Genomic DNA, 18,911 nt, shown 5'->3' on the forward strand with positions numbered 1-18,911 from the left:
ACGTGCCGATGACCCAATCCGGTTCGATGCCGCCTTCGACAAGCGCCTGATAGACGCCGGCCTGATAGGCGCCGAGCGCGCCACCGCCTTGAAGGACAAGGACGGTCTGGCGTTTGGACTCACCCTGAGCACCGACCTGAAGTGCCGGCTCGGAGACGGGCGGATTTCGCGTGATCTTGTTCATGGCTTTCGCTCCTCTGCCGGACCTAGTGAGCCGTCCAGCCGCCTTCGATCGGCATGACGGCGCCGGTGATCGAGGCCGCCTCGTCCGAGGCCAGGAACAGGCAGAGCGCGGCGACCTGCTCAACCGTCACGAACTGCTTGGTCGGCTGCGCAGCCAGCAGCACATCCTTGATCACCTGCTGCTCGGTGATGCCGCGGGCCTTGGCCGTATCCGGAATCTGCTTCTCGACCAGCGGAGTGAGCACATAGCCGGGGCAAACCGCATTGACGGTGATGCCCTGTTCGGCGACTTCCAGCGCAACGGTCTTGGTCAGACCGGCGACACCGTGCTTGGCGGCGACATAGGCGGACTTGTAGGGCGAGGCGACCAAGGCGTGCGCCGAGGCGACGTTGATGATGCGGCCCCATTTGCGCGCCTTCATCGCCTGGAGGGCACGCCGGATCGTGTAGAACGATGACATCAGATCGATCGCCACGACCGCTTCCCATTTCTCGATCGGGAAGTCGTCGATCGGCGCGACGTGCTGGATGCCGGCATTGTTGACCAGGATGTCCACCGCGCCGAATTCAGCGATGGCCTTGTCCATCATGGCGGTGATCGCGCCGCCCTTGCTCATGTCGGCATTGTCGTAGCGGACGGCGACCCCATGGTCGGCGGCGAGCCTCGACCGCAGCAACTCGATCTCGCTGGCATCGCCGAAGCCGTTCAGAACGACGTTGCAGCCCTTGGCCGCGAAAGCCTCCGCAATGCCCTGGCCGATGCCGCTGGTGGAGCCTGTGATGAGTGCTGTCTTTCCTCTGAGCATCGCTATTTCCTTCGGTTTGACCCCTGCCGAATTGGCCGGTAAACGGTTGCGAACAACGGGCGTGGAAGCCCGGATCTGTATCTCCCGATCAGTATGGCGAGCCATCCGAAACTGCGGAAATGCCGTTGAGACATGGATTCGATAGCCGACAGTCTGACCGCCGCACCGGCGAGATAGATCTGCAGGCCGGGTTGTTTGACGCTGGGGCAGCTTGTAAGATCGCCCGTGCAACGCGGGTCGTGCGGCATGCACGCCAAGGGGAAGCGTGCAGTGGAGATCAGCCAGGTCAGATATTTCTTGGCCGTCGCCAAGGAGCTGAATTTCACCAGGGCGGCTGAGCAGTGCAATGTCACGCAGCCCGCGCTGTCGCGCGCCATCAAGCTCCTGGAAGACGAATTCGGCGGCGCGCTGTTCCATCGCGAGCGCCGCTTCACTCACCTTACCGAGCTCGGCCGCATGGTCGAGACCTATCTCGAGGGCGTTTTCGAGAACTCGCGCCAGGCAAAGCAGATCGCCGAGCGATATGTGAATTTGAAAAAGATGCCGCTCAGGGTCGGCATCATGAGCACGATTGCCCCGGACGAGATCATCGAGCTCATCGCGGCCGTGCGCGCGCATCACCCCGGTGTCGAGCTGCATCTTTGCGACGCCGATGCCATCAGCTTGAGGCGGAGGCTGCTTGAAGGCGACCTCGAGGCCGCCATCTATGCTTTGCCCTCTGACGTCCCCGACGAAGAGGTGCACTCCCTGCCGCTTTTTCAGGAGCAGATGGTGATGGCTGTCCACCTGGCCCATCGCCTCGCCAACCAGCGCGTGGTGCGGGTAAAGGACATGAGCAATGAAAGCTACATCCACCGCAACAATTGCGAGTTCGCAGGCTACGCGGACGCCATCCTCGCCGAGCAGGGCGTCACCGTCAGCCCCGTCTACTGGAGCGATCGCGACGACTGGACACTGGCGATGATCGCTGCAGGGCTCGGTTTCGGCTTCATGCCCGAGCATACCGCCAAGCACCCGGGCGTGGCGGCCTTGCCGATCACCGAGCCGGAATTCTGGCGCGAGGTCAATCTCGTCACCGTGCGCGGCCGCCGGCATTCTCCGGCGGTCGGCGCGCTGGTACGCGAGGCCACACAGAAGAAGTGGTTCGGCGAGCGGGCGAAGGCGCTGCCCGCCGCTGCCGCAGAGTAGTTTCGCCGCGCGAAGCACCCTGCCCCGCATGCCCAGGCCGGGATCTCCGGCAGACGTCCGCGCTCAGTTCTTCCTGACCGTCGAAGTCACGGACTGGATGACTTCGGTCGCCATCTTGAACTGCGCGGTGCGGTCGGTGATGCCATGCCGTTTGGCGATCCAGTCGAAATCGCTGTAGGCGGCGTAAACCGTGCCATCGGCAGTCTGGTAGACCAGAACGCGCACCGGCCAATCAAGCCCGGCTTCCGGATTGGACGTGATGAAGGTCGTTCCAAGTGCCGGATTGCCGAACATCACCAGCCGCGATGGCCTGACGTCGTTGCCGGCATTCTTGCCAAGCTGCGCCTGGTCGATGACGCCGAAGAACTTGATCCCCTTCTTGAGGACATCCCTCTTGATGCGGGCGACGGTCTCGGCGACGGAATAGTCGCTCTTTACGGTGACGACGCCGTCCGAGGCGGCGGCCGGGAGGGCAAGCGCCATCAGCACGGCGGCGCCGGCAATCATGGTTTTCACGTAGTTGGTCATGTCAGTCTCCTTGGTTTGGATGGCGAAGTTTTCCGGTATCGAAGTCTCAGGCTTTTGGCGTTTGCAGCACGCGCGCGATCGCGATCGCGCCGGCAAGAACCGCGGCGAGCAGGCCCACGCAGGCGGTCCACCCAATGCGGTCGTAGAGCTGTCCGACGACGAAGCTGCCGGCGAGCCCGCCCGCATAGTAGGACGCCAGGTAGATGCCGCTTGCGGCGGCGCGATCGCGCGAGGCGGTCCGGCTCACGTGCCCGGTGGCTATCGCCTGCGCCAGGAAGGTGCCGATGGCGACCAATGCCATCCCGGCAAGAACGATGGGAAGGCTAGCGGCGAGCAAGAAGAACAGTCCGCCGATCGCCAGCCCTAGCGTTGCTCCGATCCCTCCCCTCGGACCGAGACTTGCCGCGACGCGCCCGGCAAGCGGCGTGGTCAGCATCGAGGGCAGGAAGACGAAATAGACCGCGCCCAGAGCCATCGGCGACAGCGACAGCGGTGCTGCGACGAGTTGGAAATTCACGTAGGTGAAGGTGCCGATGAAGACGAAGAGGATCAGGAAGCCGATCGCGAAACAGGCGCGCAGCTCGACGTTTTGCAGCGGAGCCTTCCAGGCAGCACGGGCGGGCCCGCCCGCCGCGTCGGCGCGCATCATCGCCGAGGTTTTTTGCAGCGTGAACCAGACGAGAGCGGCGCCGAACAGGTTGAGGGCTGCGAAGGTCAGAAAATTGGTGGAAATGCCGAACGTGTCGGCGACGGCGGCCGACATCAGCCGGCCGAAGAAGTTGCTGGCGACGTTGCCAGTCACATAGGCCGCAAGCGCGCTTGTCGTCTGCCGCGCGGAAAAATGCTCGGCGAGATATGCCATCGTCAGCGTGAACGCGGTCGACATGCACAGGCCTTGCGCCACGCGCAACAGGGCGAAAACCACGATATTGTCGGTCTGCGAAAGCATCGTCGTGGGGATCGCCAAAATCGCCAGGCTGATCCAGATGCCGTTGCGGCGATCGATGCCGCGCCCGAAGAGCGCGACGGCGATACCGGCCACCGCCATGCCGAACGTGCTGGCATTGACGGCGAAGCCCATGGTCGCGCGGCTGACGCCGAATTTTTTAACCAGCGAGGGCAGGATGGCCTGGGTGGCGAACAGATCGACGAGCGTCAGAAACGCGATCAGCGCAATCAGGCCGAAGCGCCAGCTGTCCGCGGCGACCATGCGGAGCCGCGTCGGTTCGGTATGTTCACTGGTCGTCATCACAAGCTCCGTGGGGGGCGCGTCCTCAGGTGATCGCCCGAGGAGGCGCTTTTGGTTGCTGATGCTGGGATCCGCTCACCGCGAAAGGCGGCTCACATCATGTGATCGTCATGCATCGCCGGCGGCAGGACGTCGGCGGAATAGAGGACGGCGGGAACCTTGCCGTTGTTCTTCCACCAGTGGGCGAGCTGGCCGAACTCGGCCGTCGTGTCGCCGGCCGGATGCTCGATACCGACCTTGCAGGTGCTGGCATATTCAGTAATCGAGCCCTCGACGACGATGATGTTGGCCGGACGGACATTGTGCTCGTGCCACGGCACGACGCCGCCGGGCTGAACGACCAGCTTGCGCAGCCGCAGCATGTTGCCTTTCCAGGCTTCGCCCTTGCTGCTCAGATCGATCGCCGCAAGAACCGTGTCGGTGACGCCAACGGGCTTGCTGGGATGCTCCTGGATGTCGGTCGTGGCGGCCTGGCCGGCAGGACAGTCGCCGGCGAAAACCGGGGCCACGGAAAACGCAGCGGTCGCGGTAAGAAGTCCGAGCGTCAGCGCCAGCTTCAGCGGCACACGCAATGCAATAGTCTTGGAAGCCATGTCTATTTCTCCTTTGTCGGTGCCCAATCGCGGTGGCGGGGCATGAGAGGAGAGTGACGGGAGCCTCGAGGAAAGAGAAATGCTGACTGGCTCTTAAATCGATACCTGAAAACTATGGTGGACCGTCGTGCCTGCCGGATGCCCCTGCCGTGACAATTGCCACGGCATTAGGCTGTCGCTTCGATTTGCTATGCAGCGCTCTTCCTGGCCGACAGATCGATACCGCTTTCCGGCCAGCTGTGCGCCTTGACGCTGTTCACGAAGGTCGATGTCGCCGGCGAGAAGCGGCGCCCGGCCACCACGACGAGCGAGACTTCCCGCCAAACTTCAGGATCGACGACTGGCCTGATCTGCAATCCAGGGATGACGGCGCTGAATTCCGGGATGAAGCAGATTCCCAGCCCGCCGGAAACCATGTTCTGGATCCAGTCTTCGCGTTCGCTGGCGTAGGAGATCCTGAGCTTCACGCCACGTTCATTGCAGAGGCCGGCAAGATAATCCCGATACTCGCAATTCAGGCGTCTGAGATAATTCTCGCCGTCGAGTTCCGAGATGGCAACATTGTCGTTGCGGGCCAGTCGATGCCCATTGGGAAACGCGAGGACGAACCGTTCGCGATAAAGCGGGGTGACGTCGAAGCGCTCCGGGAAACTGTTGCTGGACGCCATGATAGCGACATCGATCTCGCCGGCTTCCAGCAGTTGTGAAAGGGAAGCTGGAACGCCCTCCACCAACTGCAATTGGATGCCCTGCTGGCGCCGGTTGAAATCGGTCAACAGCCCTGTGAACCGGCGCGGACCGATGGTGCACATCACCCCAACCTTCAGGTTGGCGTTCTCCAGGCATAGGAATTTGGATGCTTCCTGTCGAACGCCGCTCACTTCGTCGAGGATCTGCTGAAACCGCGGGCGGAGCAGTGCTCCCAAATCGGTGAGGTGTGTCAGATTCCGCTCGCGGCGAAACAAGAGGCCGCCGACCTCATCCTCCAGCTGCTGGATCGCGCGCGACAGCGCCGGCTGAGTGACGTTGCACTTTTCGCCGGCGCGCGTGAAGTTGCGGGTCTCGCAGACGGCCAGGAAGTAGCGGATGTGATGGATGTCCATGCGGGGCGTTCCTCATCTAGCATAGATGCACCCTGGAACCCTGCCGCATGGCATTCCATCACGCCAATGCACGAGCGCTATAAAGTCGATAGCGTTTCGTCATGCGACGATGGCGGGCCAAGGCCCGCCATCAAAACGTCCTGCGGTGCCAGGTGCCAAGAGCGTCAGCTGTGATGGCCCAAGGCGAAGAGCTGGGCGCAGAACTGAGCATGCGGCTTGCTCATGGCGGCGTCGTTGCATTCCTTCATCATCGCATCCTGGGTCGTCTTCGGGGTGGCTTTCCACGCGGTCTCGAAATCGGCGCTCGACTTCATCGCCTTCATGCCGGAATCGGTGAAGAATGGCTGCATGTTGGACGGTTCGTCGAGCGCGCCGGCGAATGCAACGCCGCCGAGCATGGAAAGCGCAAAAGCGCCGAGGCAGATAGCTTTGATATTCATAGTGATATCCTTCTGGAATTCGCGACCGCCCAATCGACGACCGCTCTGATGATCGGCAGCATTCTGGAACTCTGTTGTTCATCCCCGCCGCGATGGACTTTGCTTTACTTTCTAGACAACTTGCCAATGCCCTCTGCGAACGGAGTCTATGCCTGTTCTGCATCCTCGGAATGCATCGGCGGTGGCTGTTAGTTGGCTCCGCCCAAGGCCAGGACGTTGGCGCAGAAAGCGGCATGAGGCTTGCTCATCGCCGGGTCGTTGCACGCCTTGGTCATCTTGATGCGATCGTGCTTCGGCATGGCAAACCAGGCCTTCTTGAAGTCGGCCATCGGCTTCATCGTCTTCATGCTGGCGTCCGTATAGAATGTCGGCAATGCGGCGAGGTCGCTGAATGGGTCGGCGGCAGCCACCCCGGCCAGAAGACCAATGGCAATCGCTCCCAGGCAGACAGTTCGCGTTCTCACGAGATACTCCTCTCCAGGCTGAGCCAGACGCCGTCATGGCGCCGGAGGCGTAGCAACACCGCGTCGCTCCGCCTGACTGCGCCAAGCTTGCTGCGCGCGAGGAACTGCCGCCAATGCCATCTGCCTATGGACTTCATGCCACCTTGGCATTTCGCCCGTTGAGAAAGGTGCGGCAGTCTCTCTCCAGTCGCCTTGTCGACGATCTTGGGATGGAGACCAAACCATGCTTGCCCAGTCCCCAATAAGAACAGACCAAGCCACCATTTCAGTGGCGGATCTTGGTGCGGAAAACCGCAGGATCGACATCGTGCTGGCAAACGACGCACATGGCGCTTTCGTCTGGGGCGTGCTCGATCGCCTGCTAGACGAGCCGAGCTGCTGCGTCAGCGGCGTTACCGCATCGGGCTTCGCAGCGATGGAGGCAGCAGTCTTTGCCTATGGGCTGAGCGTCGGCGGCAGGCGCGGTGCGCGGATGGCACTCGCCAATTTCTGGCGGCGCGTCAGCCACGCTTCGGTTTTTGCGGATGACAGGACGAGCCTGCTTCGATCCATCCTGGAACAGTCAATCGACCTCGAGCAAATTCGTGACGAAGGCTGCCCGGTGAAACTGGGCGTCCTGGCCGTCAACGCGCGCACGGATGCGGCCAAGGTATTCACAGGGGACCAGTTGTCGATCAACGCGATCGTCGCGGCGGCCACGGTCCCTTTCCTGTCGCTGCCTGTCGAGATCAACGGCGATACCTATTGGGGTGACGGCGACGTCTTCCAGTCGCCGCCTGTTCTATCAACCGGAGCTCGTCATCGCCTGATTGTCGCCGGCCGACCTTCCGTCTTCACCACACCGTGTCCGGATCGCAGCCTCGCAGCCAGTCATTGCTCGACAAAATGCGCGCCGGTTCACACTATATTTGACGGTCGATACCGTGCAGGAGCTTCGCTGCTCCTGCGGCCCTGGATCGACTGGGGCGAACTGACCGACATGCGTGACAGGGGGCGGCAGCGGGCAGCAGACTGGCTTGCCGCTGATCCTTTCCGCACCGATGAAAGCTCGGCCACAAACTGCGAAAGACGATACATCTAGGCGCCTCCCTCCCGCCTAGCCGCACCTGCATCGCATACTCCCGAATGCAGGCGCCAAGCCCTCCGGTCTCCCCGCCGGAGGGCTTTTTCACGCCGAGCTCCAGAACATAGTGACCACGTATCAATTCCATGCCGAGACAGCATTTCAGCTCGGCGCCACGATCGGAGAGACTGATTTGCAGACGGGCCTCAAGGCCGGTCTTTCTCTCGAAACGCCAACCAGGAGACAAGTCTGTGATCAACACCAAGACCCTCATCGGATCGGCCCTCGCCGCCGCCACTACACTGGCCGCAACGGCCGCCTATAGCGGCCCCGCCGCCAAGCCCAGCTTCGCCTTCGAGAAGTGCTACGGCGTCGTCAAGGCGGGGCAGAACGACTGCCAGACCGCGACCCATTCCTGCGCCGGCACCGCCACCGCCGACAACCAGCCGGATTCCTGGCTCTACGTGCCGGCCGGCAGCTGCGCCAAGATCGCGGGCGGCAGCGCCATGCCCAAGGCCTGAGCAACCACCCCCCGACGCAACCCTCCAAAACGGAGCTAACCGATGTCCGCTGTATTTTTGCCCCTCGCGATCCCTGCGTCGGCGGGCATCGGTCTTCGCTCGCCTCACATCGCGGAGATGCTGACGAGGCGGCCGTCCGCCGGCTGGCTCGAGGTCCACGCCGAAAACTACATGGGCGACGGCGCCGGCGTCGAGGCGCTGGAGAAGCTGCGGGAAATCTACCCGCTGTCGGTCCATGGCGTCGGCCTTTCGCTGGGCAGCGCACGTGGCTTGGACCGCGATCATCTGGAAAGGCTGCGCAAGGTCTGCGACCGCTTCCAGCCCGATCTGGTCTCCGAGCATCTCGCCTGGAGCGTGGCGGACGGCGCCTATCTCAACGACCTGCTGCCGCTGCGCTATGACGAAGAGGCGCTCGCGATCGTTGCTCGCAATGTCGAGACCGTCCAGGACACGCTGAAGCGGCGCGTGCTCATCGAGAACCTGTCGGCCTATCTGGCCTTCGCCGACTCCTCGATGAATGAGGCCGAATTCCTGGCCGAACTCGTCGTGAAGACTGGCTGCGGCCTGTTGCTGGACATAAACAACGTCCAGGTCTCGGCTCACAATTTGCAATATGACGCCAAGGCATTCATCGACGCCCTGCCGGAACAGGCGATCGGCGAGATCCATCTTGCCGGCCACGCGACCAATCAGGTCGGGGCCGACACTGTGCTCATCGACGACCATGGCTCGCGCGTGCCGCCAGTCGTCTGGGCGCTCTACCAGCATGCCATAAACCGGCTCGGACCACGCCCAACCCTGATCGAATGGGACACTGACGTTCCCGTCCTCGACGTGCTGCTCGGTGAGGCGATGTGGGCCGACATGCTGACCGCCTCGATCATGTTCAACCGCAAGCAGGCTGCGAGACGCAACGAAACGACCGGAGTCCGATCGACGGCCATCTGCCTTTCCGTCGAAGGCGAGACGACGACCAGCATGCCAGTGCTTGCAGCGTTTGCCGCCGCCAGGGCCGCCCGACCGTCCATGTCCGCGGCGCTGCCTTCAATCGAGGAGGAATATCATGTTGCCGCTTGAACACCTGCAGACCACCATGGCGCGCTCGGTGCTTGCCATCGAACCAATGGTCTCCGCGAAAATGCTGACCGCCGGCAAGGCCGATCCACTGGCCCGCCTGCGCATCTACCAGAACAATACACGCAGTTCCCTTAGCGCAGTGCTGATGGCGGTCTTTCCGGTCACGGTTCGACTGGTGGATGAACGGTTCTTCCGTTACGTGGCGAGCGAGTTCATTCGACGCCACCCGCCGGTTGAATCGCGCCTTGCGCGCTATGGCGCCGGGTTCCCCCGCTTCCTCAAGACGATCGAGACGCTATCCGACATGCCGATCGTTGCCGAGACCGCGCGGCTCGAATGGGCCATCGCCGAAGCGCTCGATACGGCTTCGCTTCCACCTCGCGCCCTTGCGGACTATGACAAAACCGACCTGGGGCCTTCACCCGAAATACTGCTACAGCCATCGCTCAGGCTGATCGTTTCACACTGGTCGATCCTGTCGGTGTGGACGGCGCACCAGCAGGGCACAGCAGTCGAACAGCATTGCACTTGGACGAGACGCCCCGAACGCGTGGCGTTGTGGCGGGCCGGGAACAGCGTTCGCCTGGCCCTTCTCGACCGCGCAGACTTCGCCTTCCGCCATTCTCTCAAGCACGGCCTCGGCCTTGGACATGCTGCAAGCCGCGCGCATGCGCTCGAACCGAACTTCGACCTCGTGTCCGCGCTCGTGCGCCTGTTCGCCGACGGGCTCGTCACAAACGTGCGCATCACCGTGCCTCCCCTCTCAAACTGATGGAGACAGTCATGACCGCAATTTCAGAACATCCCTCGACGAGCCAAGCGGGTTTGGTCGGGTTCTATAGGCGTGTTATCAAACTGCCCGAACACATCCCATTCTCACTGGTTCAGCTCGCTACTCGTGTGGCGGTGGCCCATGTCTTCTGGCAATCGGCGCAGAGCAAGCTGGCGTCCTGGCCGGTGACGCTGCAGCTCTTCGCCAACGAATACAATTTGCCGTTCATCGATCCATCGATCGCAGCGCCACTGGCGACGACGGCCGAAATCACCGGCTCGGTTCTAATCTTCCTCGGACTATTCTCGCGCTTTGCAGCGTTGATGCTGCTCGGCGTCGTGTCCGTCATTCAGATTTTCGTTTATCCGGAAAACTGGGCAGAGCACCTTTTGTGGGCATCTTTGCTGCTGCTCGTGCTGACGCGTAGCGCTGGCTCGCTCTCGCTCGACCGCATCGCTGAACGGACCTTTTCGGCATCCAGAAAATGAACATTTCGAGTAGGCAAGCACGGTGCGCATCTTCATCGTTCATGCTCACCCCGAGCCCAACAGCTTCAATGGCGCCTTGACCCGCGCGGCGCAAGGGGCTCTGTCTGCTGCGGGGCACGAGGTCGTCATTTCCGATCTCTACGCCATGGGCTTCAATCCAGTATCGGATCGCCGCAACTTCTCGACCATCGGCGACGCGAATTACTACCGCCAGCAGGCTGAAGAGGCGAATGCGGTTGCGCATGATGGATTCGCTCCAGACATTCAGGCGGAGATGGACAAGCTCTTCTGGTGCGACGCCTTGATCCTGCAGTTTCCGCTCTGGTGGTTCGGGCTGCCGGCGATCCTGAAGGGCTGGGTTGACCGAGTGTTCGCGTCGGGTGGCCGCATCTATGGCGGCGGCAAATGGTATGATCGCGGCGTCTTCGCGGGAAAGCGCGCCATGTGTTCCGTCACAATCGGCGGACCGCCGCCGATCTATTCCGGCCACGGACTGAACGGCCCAATCGCTTCAATCCTGTTCCCGATCAATCACGGGATGCTCTACTTTGTCGGCTTCACGGTCATCGAGCCGTTCCTCGTTCACGCGCCAGCGCGCATCAGCGACGGCGAGCGCCAGATGTGCCTCGATCGTTATCGTGAACGCGTCCTCAGCCTCATGCATGCCCCCACCATCGCCTATCCGAAGCTCGCGGACTTCGACGACAACCATGTTTTGAAATCGGCGTGATATCTCCCAAATCTGCTCCTTGTTCTCCCGGCAGATAATCACGGTGAAGTGACTATCTCCTCGATAAATCCCATTCAGGTCGTTCAGCAGACCAACCTCCACTTCCGCACGTGGGAGATCGTCGCTGTGGCGTAGCGGCGACGGCTGAAAGCGTTCAAGCTTCTGGCTTCGCGCCGTTGGGGGCAACCGCAGGGAGAGATCGCAGTCGCTTCAGGCGATCCTTTGCTCGAGCTGTGCCACGTCCACGCTCTTCCGTAGGCCGGTGGCGACGACCGACACCCGGAACTTCCCGGCCAACGTTTGGTCGAAGATGGCGCCAACGATGATGTTGGCATCGGCGTCGACCTCTTCGCGTATCCGTGTCGCGGCCTCATCGACTTCGAACAGTGTCATGTCCATGCCGCCGCTGATCGATACAAGCACGCCCCTGGCGCCCGCCATGGAGGCCTCATCCAGCAGCGGATTGGCGATTGCGGCCTCGGCCGCCGTCTTTGCACGGCCCTCTCCGAAGGCCTCACCGGTTCCCATCATCGCTCGACCCATGTCCCGCATCACTGCCTTGACGTCAGCGAAGTCGAGATTGATCAGGCCTTCTTTCACAATGAGGTCGGTGATGCAGCCGACACCCGCGTAGAGAACACGGTCCGCCATCGCGAACGCGTCGGCAAACGTTGTCCTGGCGTCGGCAACCCTGAACAGGTTCTGGTTCGGAATGACGATCACGGTATCGGCGCTCTCGCGAAGGCGTTCTATGCCTTCCTCGGCGGCCTGGGTCCGGCGCTTGCCTTCGAACACGAAGGGCTTGGTGACGACGGCCACGGTCAAAATGCCAGCATCGCGTGCGGCACGCGCAATAACGGGTGCGGCGCCCGTTCCGGTGCCGCCTCCCATGCCCGCGGTGACGAAACACATATGCGTTCCCGCCAGGTGATCCATGATCTCGTCGATGGACTCTTCCGCGGCAGCGCGGCCGACGTCGGGCAACGACCCGGCGCCAAGGCCTTCGGTGACATGCGCACCCAACTGGATCAGTCGCGAAGACTTCGACATGGCGAGCGCCTGCGCGTCGGTATTGGCCACGACGAACTCCGCGCCCTGCAAGCCCTCGGTGATCATGTTGTTGATGGCGTTTCCGCCACCGCCGCCAACGCCGACCACGGTGATTTTAGGCCTCATCTCGAGGATTTCCGGCTTGTCGGTCATTGCGATCTCTCCACGGAAGCACCCGCCGCGCGAGCACGCGAATCAGGCGACCCCCACCAAGCCTACGGAATCAGACGGGATACCTCCCTGCAAGGGCTGCACGAGAGTTGACCGCAGCCGATGTTCGCCTGCGCGTTCATCAGGAACATGGGTGACCCGCCGGGAACTGGGCGACGGGGGGCGTAATCTGAAGCACGGCATGGGACCGATCGGCTGCTTTGCGCCCATGTCGGCCGTTGCGGTGAGCATTGCCGCCGCTTGAAAGCAGACATTGCCGGGGACCACGCGGCGCTCATGATCCAACCGGGCGCTATCGAGTTAACCCGGGCCCCGCTCGGAGCTCACAGCTAGCTCACCCGCCATGAGCCTTGTCGCCGGTTTCACCGCAATTCGAGATGCCGTAAGCCGAGAAAACAACGGGCGCGACCAGCCCTACGACAGACGAAATGGTGACGATGGCGAAGCCGGATCGCGGCATTGCCGTGATTGTCAGCCAGATCATCAAATCAGCGTGGCGAGGTTGTCCAGACGATGAAGGCAAGCTCGTCGTCCCGCACCACGTTCCGGGCTGAAGATCGGCGCCGCCGCGAAACCGACCTCATCCGCATTATTGCAGCTGTTCAACAAGAGCCCTTGCAACGACAAGGTCGCGTGTGCCGTGTCCTTCCGTGAACCACTCATAGACCGGCAAGAGCACGTCGCGCGCCTCCTGGCGCCGATCCTGCGCGCCATACAGCTGGGCGAGACTCGTTGCCGCGCGCAGTTCCGGTGATCGTGTCCGCTCCGACCGAGCCAGGTCTAGGGCCTTGCGAAAGCAGTCTTCCGCCAAGGGGTCGCGTGGATCGAGCTTCGACAGCAACTCGCCTCGTATGCGATGCAGTTCAGGGACATCACGTTTCGAGCCTGAGGCGGTCACGATCCGGAACCCCTCGTCGAGCAGCGACAGACCCTCCGGAATCCTGCCGCATTCGCCATGCGCTTCAGCGAGCGTGCACAGGTAGTGCTGCAGGTCGGCCACGGCTCCCGACGAGGCGAGAGCCTCCGTGCCCTCTCGCATGGCCTCGATTCCTTCCTGTGGGTGCCGGCCTTCGGCGAGCGCCCAACCAGTCTGGAATCGTGCCTCCGCCTGCAGATACGTCACCACCATTTCGTTTGCCGTTTCTCCCCACTCGCTGATGCACCGGCGTGCCTCGTCGACCTCGCCCCTCAGCAGATGTATCTCGCTCAACGTGCCGTGAACCAGCAGCAAGCTGTAGGTATGGGAGACTGTCTTTCCGAGAGCGACTCCCTCGCGGGCACATTGAAGGGCCTGATCCGGATAACCCCGAATCCAGAGCACTCTAGCCAGATGACTCCGACAACAGGTGCCGGGATCATGGCCGGTGAAGATATAGGTCAATCTGTGATGCCTGGCCGGGTCGTAGGCGCGGTATCCAAGGTCCAGATGCCGCTGGGCCGCGTCGAAATCCCCCATCCGAAACCTCGTTGCCCACTGGCGATGATGAGCCTCCAGCAGCAGCGATTCGTCGCCGTCGGCTTCGGCCAGTTCGAAACAACGGCGGCCAACTTCGTCCGCGGCGCGCAGATTGTTGGCAAACATATGGCAGAAGGCCTCGCCGTTGAGCGCGACGAATTGCTGCTGCTTGTCCCCCAAAAGTTCGCTGAGTACACGGGCCCTGCTGTACGCAGCAAGAACCTCCGGCGAACCGAAACCTTTGGTCGATGTCATGCTCGACCCGATCGCGCTCTGGAATTGAAGTTCCAGGCGCTGGCATTCCACGCTCTCGGGGAGTGATGCGATCAACTGGATCCCCCTGGTGAGGTGAGCAACGGCCTCGAGGTTCGCCGAACGCCGCATGGCTGCCTGCCCAGCCTTGAGCCAGTAGGGAATGGCCGGCGCCGCCATGCCCGCGGCGCTGTAGTGATGCGCAAGCGTTTCCGGTTCCGTGAGCACGATGTCCGGAAAATTGGCTTCGAGCTTCTCGGCGATCGCCGCGTGCAGCTTCTGCCGGCGGCTCTTGAGCAGGCTTTGATAAGCAGTGTCCTGAATCAGGGCATGCTTGAACGTGTAGATCGCCTCCGGCGCAGCTCCGCTGCGAAACGCTAGTTGCGACGAAAGAAGCTCCTGCAGCGCGTCTTCCAGGCTTTCGCCCTGGAGGTCGATAATCTCGGCCAGCAGCCGGTGGTGGAAGACGCGACCGATGCAGGCTCCGGCCTGCGCCACTTCCTTGGCGCGGCCGAGCCTGTCGAGGCGCGCCATCAATGAATCCTGCAGTGTCGACGGGACGGCAATAGAAGCCGCGTTGGCCGCGAGCATATGGCGATCTCCGGTGGCGTGCAGGGAGCCGGATTCGATGACGGCCCTGGTCAGCTCCTCGACGAACAGCGGCACGCCTTCGGCCCTGGAGAGCAGCCGCTGCTTGACCTCGGCGGGCAAGGCCTTGCCGCCGGCGATGTGATCGACGATCGCCGCGCTCGCATCGCGGCTGACAGGGCGCAGCGGCAGTTCGGTGACGTGCGGACGCCCAACCCAGCGCGGGTGGAACTCCGGCCGGAAGCTGACGATCAGTAGCACGGGCAGGGCCGGTATCCGGCCGACAAGGGCATCCAGCCAATCGCCGGTCGTCGGGTCGATCCAATGTGCGTCTTCGACAACGACAATTGCCGGTCGTAGCGACGCAGCCGCAGCGAACAGATCGACCAGCGCTTCTTCCGTCCGAATCTTATACCCTTGGGCGGTCAGCTTGAGCGGCGGGTAGCGGCCACCCGCATCGATCGACATGAGTTGCGCCAGCAACGGCGCGATATCCGCCGGATCGGCGCCTGCGTTTCCCAGCCAGAGTTCGAGCTTCCCAAGCTTGTCATCGTTACTGTCCTCGCGATGCATGCCGGTCGCGTGCTCGAGTTGCCTGATCACGGGATAGAAGGCGCTGTTCTGGTGATAGGCCGAGCAGAAATAGCGCAGGTCGGTGTGCGGCTCCGCGCCGAGCCGCTCGGCCAGCGCCGCGATCAGGCGCGACTTGCCGATGCCGGGTTCTCCAGACAGCAGCACCGCCTGCCCTCGACCGGTGCGAGCGCTCCGCCAGCGCTTGAGCAAAAGGTCGCTTTCCTCATTCCGGCCGACAAGCGCGGTCGAGCCGCCGCGCCGCGCGTCGAAGCGATCGAGCACCTCGGCATCGCCGACAATGCGGTGCGCGTGCACCGGGGAGGCGAATCCTTTGAGCTCGACATAGCCGAGGTCGGCAGCCTCGAACAATCCAGCCACCAGCTTCTGTGCGCTGTTCGAGACAACAACCGTATTCGGCTCGGCCAAGGCCTGCAGGCGAGCGGCCAGATTGGGGGCTTCGCCCACGACCGACTCCTCCTGCGCCGCCCCTTGGCCGATCAAGTCGCCGACGACCACCAGTCCGGTGGCGATGCCCACGCGGGCTGCGAGCGGCTCGCCGTGCTGGGTCTTCAGGCCGACGACCGCCGAGATCGCCGCCAGCCCCGCGCGAATGGCCCTCTCGGCATCGTCCTCATGCGCGAGCGGCCAGCCGAAATAGGCGAGCACGCCGTCGCCCATAAGCTTTGCGACGTGGCCATTGAAGCGTGCAATTTCGCGCGAAACCGCCGCCTGATAGGCGGCGATCAGGTCACGCATTTCCTCTGGATCGAGCTGCTGCGACAGCGCCGCGGAGCCGACCAGGTCGACAAACATCACGGTGAGCTGGCGCCGCTCGGCCTCGCCTCGCAGGGGTGTGTGGGTCGACCGCGCCGTCTCGGCTTGCGAACCTGCGTCGTCGAGCGCCATCGCGGCGGCCAGCACTTTCCGGCGCGGACCGAGCGGCAGACCAAGTTCCTTCAGGTCGTCGTCGCTCAGGTGCCGAACTGCGTCCAGGTCGATTTCGTTCTGTGCGAACACGTCCGCGTACTTGGCAAGCCCAAGGCGCGCCAACCAGGAGCCGACATCTAGCATGACCGTCCACCTTGCGAACGAGAGAGCCTAGCATCGTTCCACCGTGTGCAACACTCGTTTCGGCCACCCACGTGCCAATGGAAGCGGAGAACGAACATTTCACGCTTGCCGCCGCAGCAGTGACGTGTCCCGGCCAGAGGTCACGTCAGGACGATGCCCAGACCCAACCTGAACGTCCGCTTTTGAAGATTCGCAGACCGAAGCTGCCGGTCTGCTATCGGCCCCATTTCGGTCGTTGGAAAATCGGCCGAGAGTGATGGGTCTCGGCACTTATCGGGCTTTTCCGGCCACGATCGTTGCCCGCCGTTTAATCAGCCACAATATCAACCGTATGTGGCCACCGGCTTGCCGAACATGCCGGGTTCCGGTTTCACGCCGAGACCCGGCCGCTGCGGCACGGCGATGTGGCCCTTTTCGATAACGACCGGGTTCTTGGCGTCGAAATGCCCGTCGATATATTCCTGGGCGATCCAGGCGCCCTCCATGCGGCGCGGCTCGACCGTGGCAGCCAGATGGACACACGCCGCCGCGATGATGTCGCCGCCCCAGGCGTCGTCGCAGCTGTGCGGCAAGGAGCGGATGGCGCAAAGGTCGCGCACCGTCGTCATCTTGGTGAGACCACCGAGGCGCGTCACCTTGAAGCCGAAGCCGTCCGCAATCCCCAGCGAAATCGCCCTCAGCACCGCGTTCTGGTCCTCGGTGTTCTCGTCCAGATACACCGGATGCGTCACCCTGCCCTTCAGCGTGGCGACTTCATCCATGGTGTTGCAGGGCTGCTCGAAAACGAAGGGGATTGCCTGGCAAAGCCGGTCGAGATGGATGGCGGCGGCGACCGTCAGGCCCCTGTTGCCGTCCACCGCGATGCGCGCCTTGTGGCCGACCGCTTCCCAAACCTTGTGGACGGTCGCCACATCCTCTTGGAGGTTGCGGCCGCCGATCTTCACCTGAAGGCGTGGATAGCCCGCCTTGACCTTGTCGGCGGCGATGCGGGCGGTTTCCTCCGGCGAACCGACGATCAGCGAATAATAGGCAGGCACACGGTCGGTCAAAGCCCCGCCCAACAGCGTCGAGACCGGCACGCCCAGTCTCTGGCCGAGAAGGTCGAGAAATGCCATGTCGAATGCGGCTTTGGCGTAGCCATGTCCGTTCAGACGCTCGTCCATGCGTTTTGCCAAGAGCCTGATCGAGGCGATCTCGGACCCGATGAGCCCGGGCGAGATCTCGGCGATTGCGGCGCGAGCGCCCAATGCGTGATGAGGCTGGTAGACAGGCCCGACCGGACAGGTCTCGCCCCAGCCGGTCAGCCCGTCATCGGTCACGATCTCGACGAGGGTGCTGTCGAGCGACTCCACATTGTCGCTCGCCATACGGTAGACGCCGCCTTTGACGGGCAGCTCAGTCGTGTAGATGTTGATCTTTTCAATACGCATGACGTTGCTCAGTAGCCGATCGCGCTATTGCTTCACCGAGGTCGACGTGCCCCAGGTGTCCGACAGCACATAGCCTTGCGGATAAGGATCCGTCGGATCGAGGTAGTAGTTGTGTTCGCCCGTGATCCAGGCTCGGCCGGTAATCTGCGGGACGATCGCCTTGCGGCCGGCGATTTCAGTCAGTTCGAGAATTCTGCCGGTGAAGCGCGAGCCGATGATCGATTCATGGATCAGAATGTCGCCGACGCCCATCAGGCCGCGCGCCTGCAGCACGGCCATGCGGGCCGACGTGCCGGTTCCCGTCGGGCTGCGGTCGGAGCGTCCGGGCGAGACGATACAGGTGTTGCGCGTGACGTTGCCCGGCCCCTGGAACGGCATGGCGAACTGCACGATCGACACACCGCGCACGTGCTCGAATTCCGGATGCACGACATCGAGCTGTTCGCGCGCTGCGTGGCGAACCTTCTCACCGATGACGGCCAGCTCGCGCGCCTCGTCGGGAACGACCGAGAAGCCAAGCGCCTTGGCATCGACCATGGCGTAGAACATGCCGCCATAGGCGATGTCGACCTTCAGAGTGCCTACCCCTTCCACCTCGATATCGGCATCGAGGCGTTCAGCAAAGGCCGGCGCGTTGCGGAAAGTTATCGACAGGCATTTGCCGTCGCGGCATTCGGCGCGCACCTCGATGACGCCACCGGGCATGTCGAGCTTGAAGCGGGTCTCAGGCTCGTTCATCGGCACCATGCCGGTCTCAAGCAGCACAGTGGCGACGCAGATCGTGTTGGAGCCGGACATCGGCGGGTATTCCGTCGGCTCCATGATGATGGCGCCGGCGACACAATCCTCGCGCGTCGAGGGAACCAGGAGATTGACGTGCCGGGCAACGCTGCCGCGCGGCTCGCAGATCAGCATGCGCCGGATATGGTCGTGATCGCGTTCCATGGTGATCATCTTTTCCATCATCGTGCGGCCCGCCGGCGGCAGCACGCCGCCCACGATGACATCGCCGACCTCACCCTCTGCATGGCAGCCGACGACGCGAATGCTGGATCTGGTACGCATTGTTTCTCCCTGTCGAGCAAGACTATCCGCTTGGCAAGCGGTATCACTCC

20 protein-coding genes are annotated in these 18,911 nt (G+C 62.8%); 7 read left to right on the forward strand and 13 right to left on the reverse strand.

What is annotated here, in order from left to right; all coding sequences use genetic code 11:
• Both AC4FWB_RS25905 and AC4FWB_RS25910 read right to left on the reverse strand, forming a co-directional pair.
• Positions 1-184: patatin-like phospholipase family protein (locus AC4FWB_RS25905; protein WP_491029079.1), on the reverse strand; the 184-nt coding region annotated here is incomplete at its 3' end.
• Positions 185-206: 22 nt separating this feature from the next.
• Positions 207-989 carry a 3-hydroxybutyrate dehydrogenase gene (locus tag AC4FWB_RS25910; protein ID WP_491029080.1) on the reverse strand — a complete coding sequence of 261 codons (783 nt, stop codon included), beginning with the start codon at positions 987-989 and terminating at the stop codon, positions 207-209.
• Between the two features lie 270 nt (positions 990-1,259).
• Here AC4FWB_RS25910 and AC4FWB_RS25915 point away from each other — a divergent pair, with 270 nt between their 5' ends.
• Positions 1,260-2,177: a LysR family transcriptional regulator gene (locus tag AC4FWB_RS25915; RefSeq protein WP_491029081.1), complete on the forward strand. Its 918-nt coding sequence runs from the start codon at positions 1,260-1,262 to the stop codon at positions 2,175-2,177.
• A gap of 63 nt (positions 2,178-2,240) precedes the next feature.
• Here AC4FWB_RS25915 and AC4FWB_RS25920 read toward each other — a convergent pair whose 3' ends face one another.
• From AC4FWB_RS25920 to AC4FWB_RS25945, 6 genes are all read right to left on the reverse strand, one after another.
• The gene (locus tag AC4FWB_RS25920) at positions 2,241-2,705 is read right to left on the reverse strand and encodes a DUF302 domain-containing protein (protein ID WP_491029082.1); all 465 of its coding nucleotides are present in this window, start codon (positions 2,703-2,705) and stop codon (positions 2,241-2,243) included.
• Between the two features lie 46 nt (positions 2,706-2,751).
• Complete coding sequence (locus AC4FWB_RS25925) at positions 2,752-3,954, reverse strand: MFS transporter (protein ID WP_491029083.1); 1,203 nt, start codon at positions 3,952-3,954, stop codon at positions 2,752-2,754.
• Positions 3,955-4,046: 92 nt separating this feature from the next.
• On the reverse strand, positions 4,047-4,547 hold the full coding sequence (locus tag AC4FWB_RS25930) for a cupin domain-containing protein (RefSeq protein ID WP_491029084.1): 501 nt from the start codon (positions 4,545-4,547) through the stop codon (positions 4,047-4,049).
• Between the two features lie 188 nt (positions 4,548-4,735).
• Positions 4,736-5,650 carry a LysR family transcriptional regulator gene (locus tag AC4FWB_RS25935; RefSeq protein ID WP_491029085.1) on the reverse strand — a complete coding sequence of 305 codons (915 nt, stop codon included), beginning with the start codon at positions 5,648-5,650 and terminating at the stop codon, positions 4,736-4,738.
• Between the two features lie 164 nt (positions 5,651-5,814).
• Complete coding sequence (locus tag AC4FWB_RS25940; protein ID WP_491029086.1) at positions 5,815-6,090, reverse strand: hypothetical protein; 276 nt, start codon at positions 6,088-6,090, stop codon at positions 5,815-5,817.
• Positions 6,091-6,278: 188 nt separating this feature from the next.
• On the reverse strand, positions 6,279-6,554 hold the full coding sequence (locus AC4FWB_RS25945; RefSeq protein WP_491029087.1) for a hypothetical protein: 276 nt from the start codon (positions 6,552-6,554) through the stop codon (positions 6,279-6,281).
• A gap of 223 nt (positions 6,555-6,777) precedes the next feature.
• Here AC4FWB_RS25945 and AC4FWB_RS25950 point away from each other — a divergent pair, with 223 nt between their 5' ends.
• The 6 genes from AC4FWB_RS25950 to AC4FWB_RS25975 all read left to right on the forward strand — a co-directional run bounded on the left by AC4FWB_RS25950 (position 6,778) and on the right by AC4FWB_RS25975 (position 11,205).
• A complete protein-coding gene (locus AC4FWB_RS25950; RefSeq protein WP_491029088.1) occupies positions 6,778-7,635 on the forward strand; it encodes a patatin-like phospholipase family protein in 858 nt (285 codons plus the stop codon).
• Positions 7,636-7,868: 233 nt separating this feature from the next.
• Complete coding sequence (locus tag AC4FWB_RS25955; RefSeq protein WP_491029089.1) at positions 7,869-8,138, forward strand: BufA1 family periplasmic bufferin-type metallophore; 270 nt, start codon at positions 7,869-7,871, stop codon at positions 8,136-8,138.
• 42 nt (positions 8,139-8,180) lie between these two features.
• Entirely contained in the window at positions 8,181-9,215 is a 1,035-nt protein-coding gene (gene bufB / locus AC4FWB_RS25960; protein ID WP_491029090.1) for an MNIO family bufferin maturase, read from the forward strand.
• Positions 9,202-9,987 (forward strand): HvfC/BufC family peptide modification chaperone, encoded by a 786-nt coding sequence (locus AC4FWB_RS25965; RefSeq protein ID WP_491029091.1) that lies wholly within the window; start codon positions 9,202-9,204, stop codon positions 9,985-9,987. The genes bufB and AC4FWB_RS25965 overlap by 14 nt, the downstream gene beginning before the upstream one ends.
• 11 nt (positions 9,988-9,998) lie before the next feature.
• Positions 9,999-10,475, forward strand: a complete 477-nt coding sequence (locus AC4FWB_RS25970; protein WP_491029092.1) for a DoxX family protein — start codon at positions 9,999-10,001, stop codon at positions 10,473-10,475.
• A gap of 22 nt (positions 10,476-10,497) precedes the next feature.
• Positions 10,498-11,205, forward strand: coding sequence for an NAD(P)H-dependent oxidoreductase (locus tag AC4FWB_RS25975; protein ID WP_491029093.1), 708 nt, complete (start codon positions 10,498-10,500; stop codon positions 11,203-11,205).
• A 210-nt stretch (positions 11,206-11,415) separates the two neighbouring features.
• On the opposite strand, the gene ftsZ is transcribed toward AC4FWB_RS25975, so the two are convergent.
• The 5 genes from ftsZ to AC4FWB_RS26000 all read right to left on the reverse strand — a co-directional run bounded on the left by ftsZ (position 11,416) and on the right by AC4FWB_RS26000 (position 18,861).
• Positions 11,416-12,408, reverse strand: a complete 993-nt coding sequence (gene ftsZ, locus AC4FWB_RS25980) for a cell division protein FtsZ (RefSeq protein WP_491029094.1) — start codon at positions 12,406-12,408, stop codon at positions 11,416-11,418.
• Positions 12,409-12,760: 352 nt separating this feature from the next.
• Positions 12,761-12,910 (reverse strand): hypothetical protein, encoded by a 150-nt coding sequence (locus tag AC4FWB_RS25985; RefSeq protein ID WP_491029095.1) that lies wholly within the window; start codon positions 12,908-12,910, stop codon positions 12,761-12,763.
• A gap of 105 nt (positions 12,911-13,015) precedes the next feature.
• Positions 13,016-16,366: an adenylate/guanylate cyclase domain-containing protein gene (locus AC4FWB_RS25990; RefSeq protein ID WP_491029096.1), complete on the reverse strand. Its 3,351-nt coding sequence runs from the start codon at positions 16,364-16,366 to the stop codon at positions 13,016-13,018.
• 323 nt (positions 16,367-16,689) lie between these two features.
• Positions 16,690-17,796, reverse strand: coding sequence for a mandelate racemase/muconate lactonizing enzyme family protein (locus AC4FWB_RS25995; protein ID WP_491029097.1), 1,107 nt, complete (start codon positions 17,794-17,796; stop codon positions 16,690-16,692).
• A gap of 24 nt (positions 17,797-17,820) precedes the next feature.
• A complete protein-coding gene (locus AC4FWB_RS26000) occupies positions 17,821-18,861 on the reverse strand; it encodes a proline racemase family protein (RefSeq protein ID WP_491029098.1) in 1,041 nt (346 codons plus the stop codon).
• Between the last annotated feature and the right edge of the window lie 50 nt (positions 18,862-18,911).

The organism is Mesorhizobium sp. LEGMi-168a, assembly GCF_058312955.1.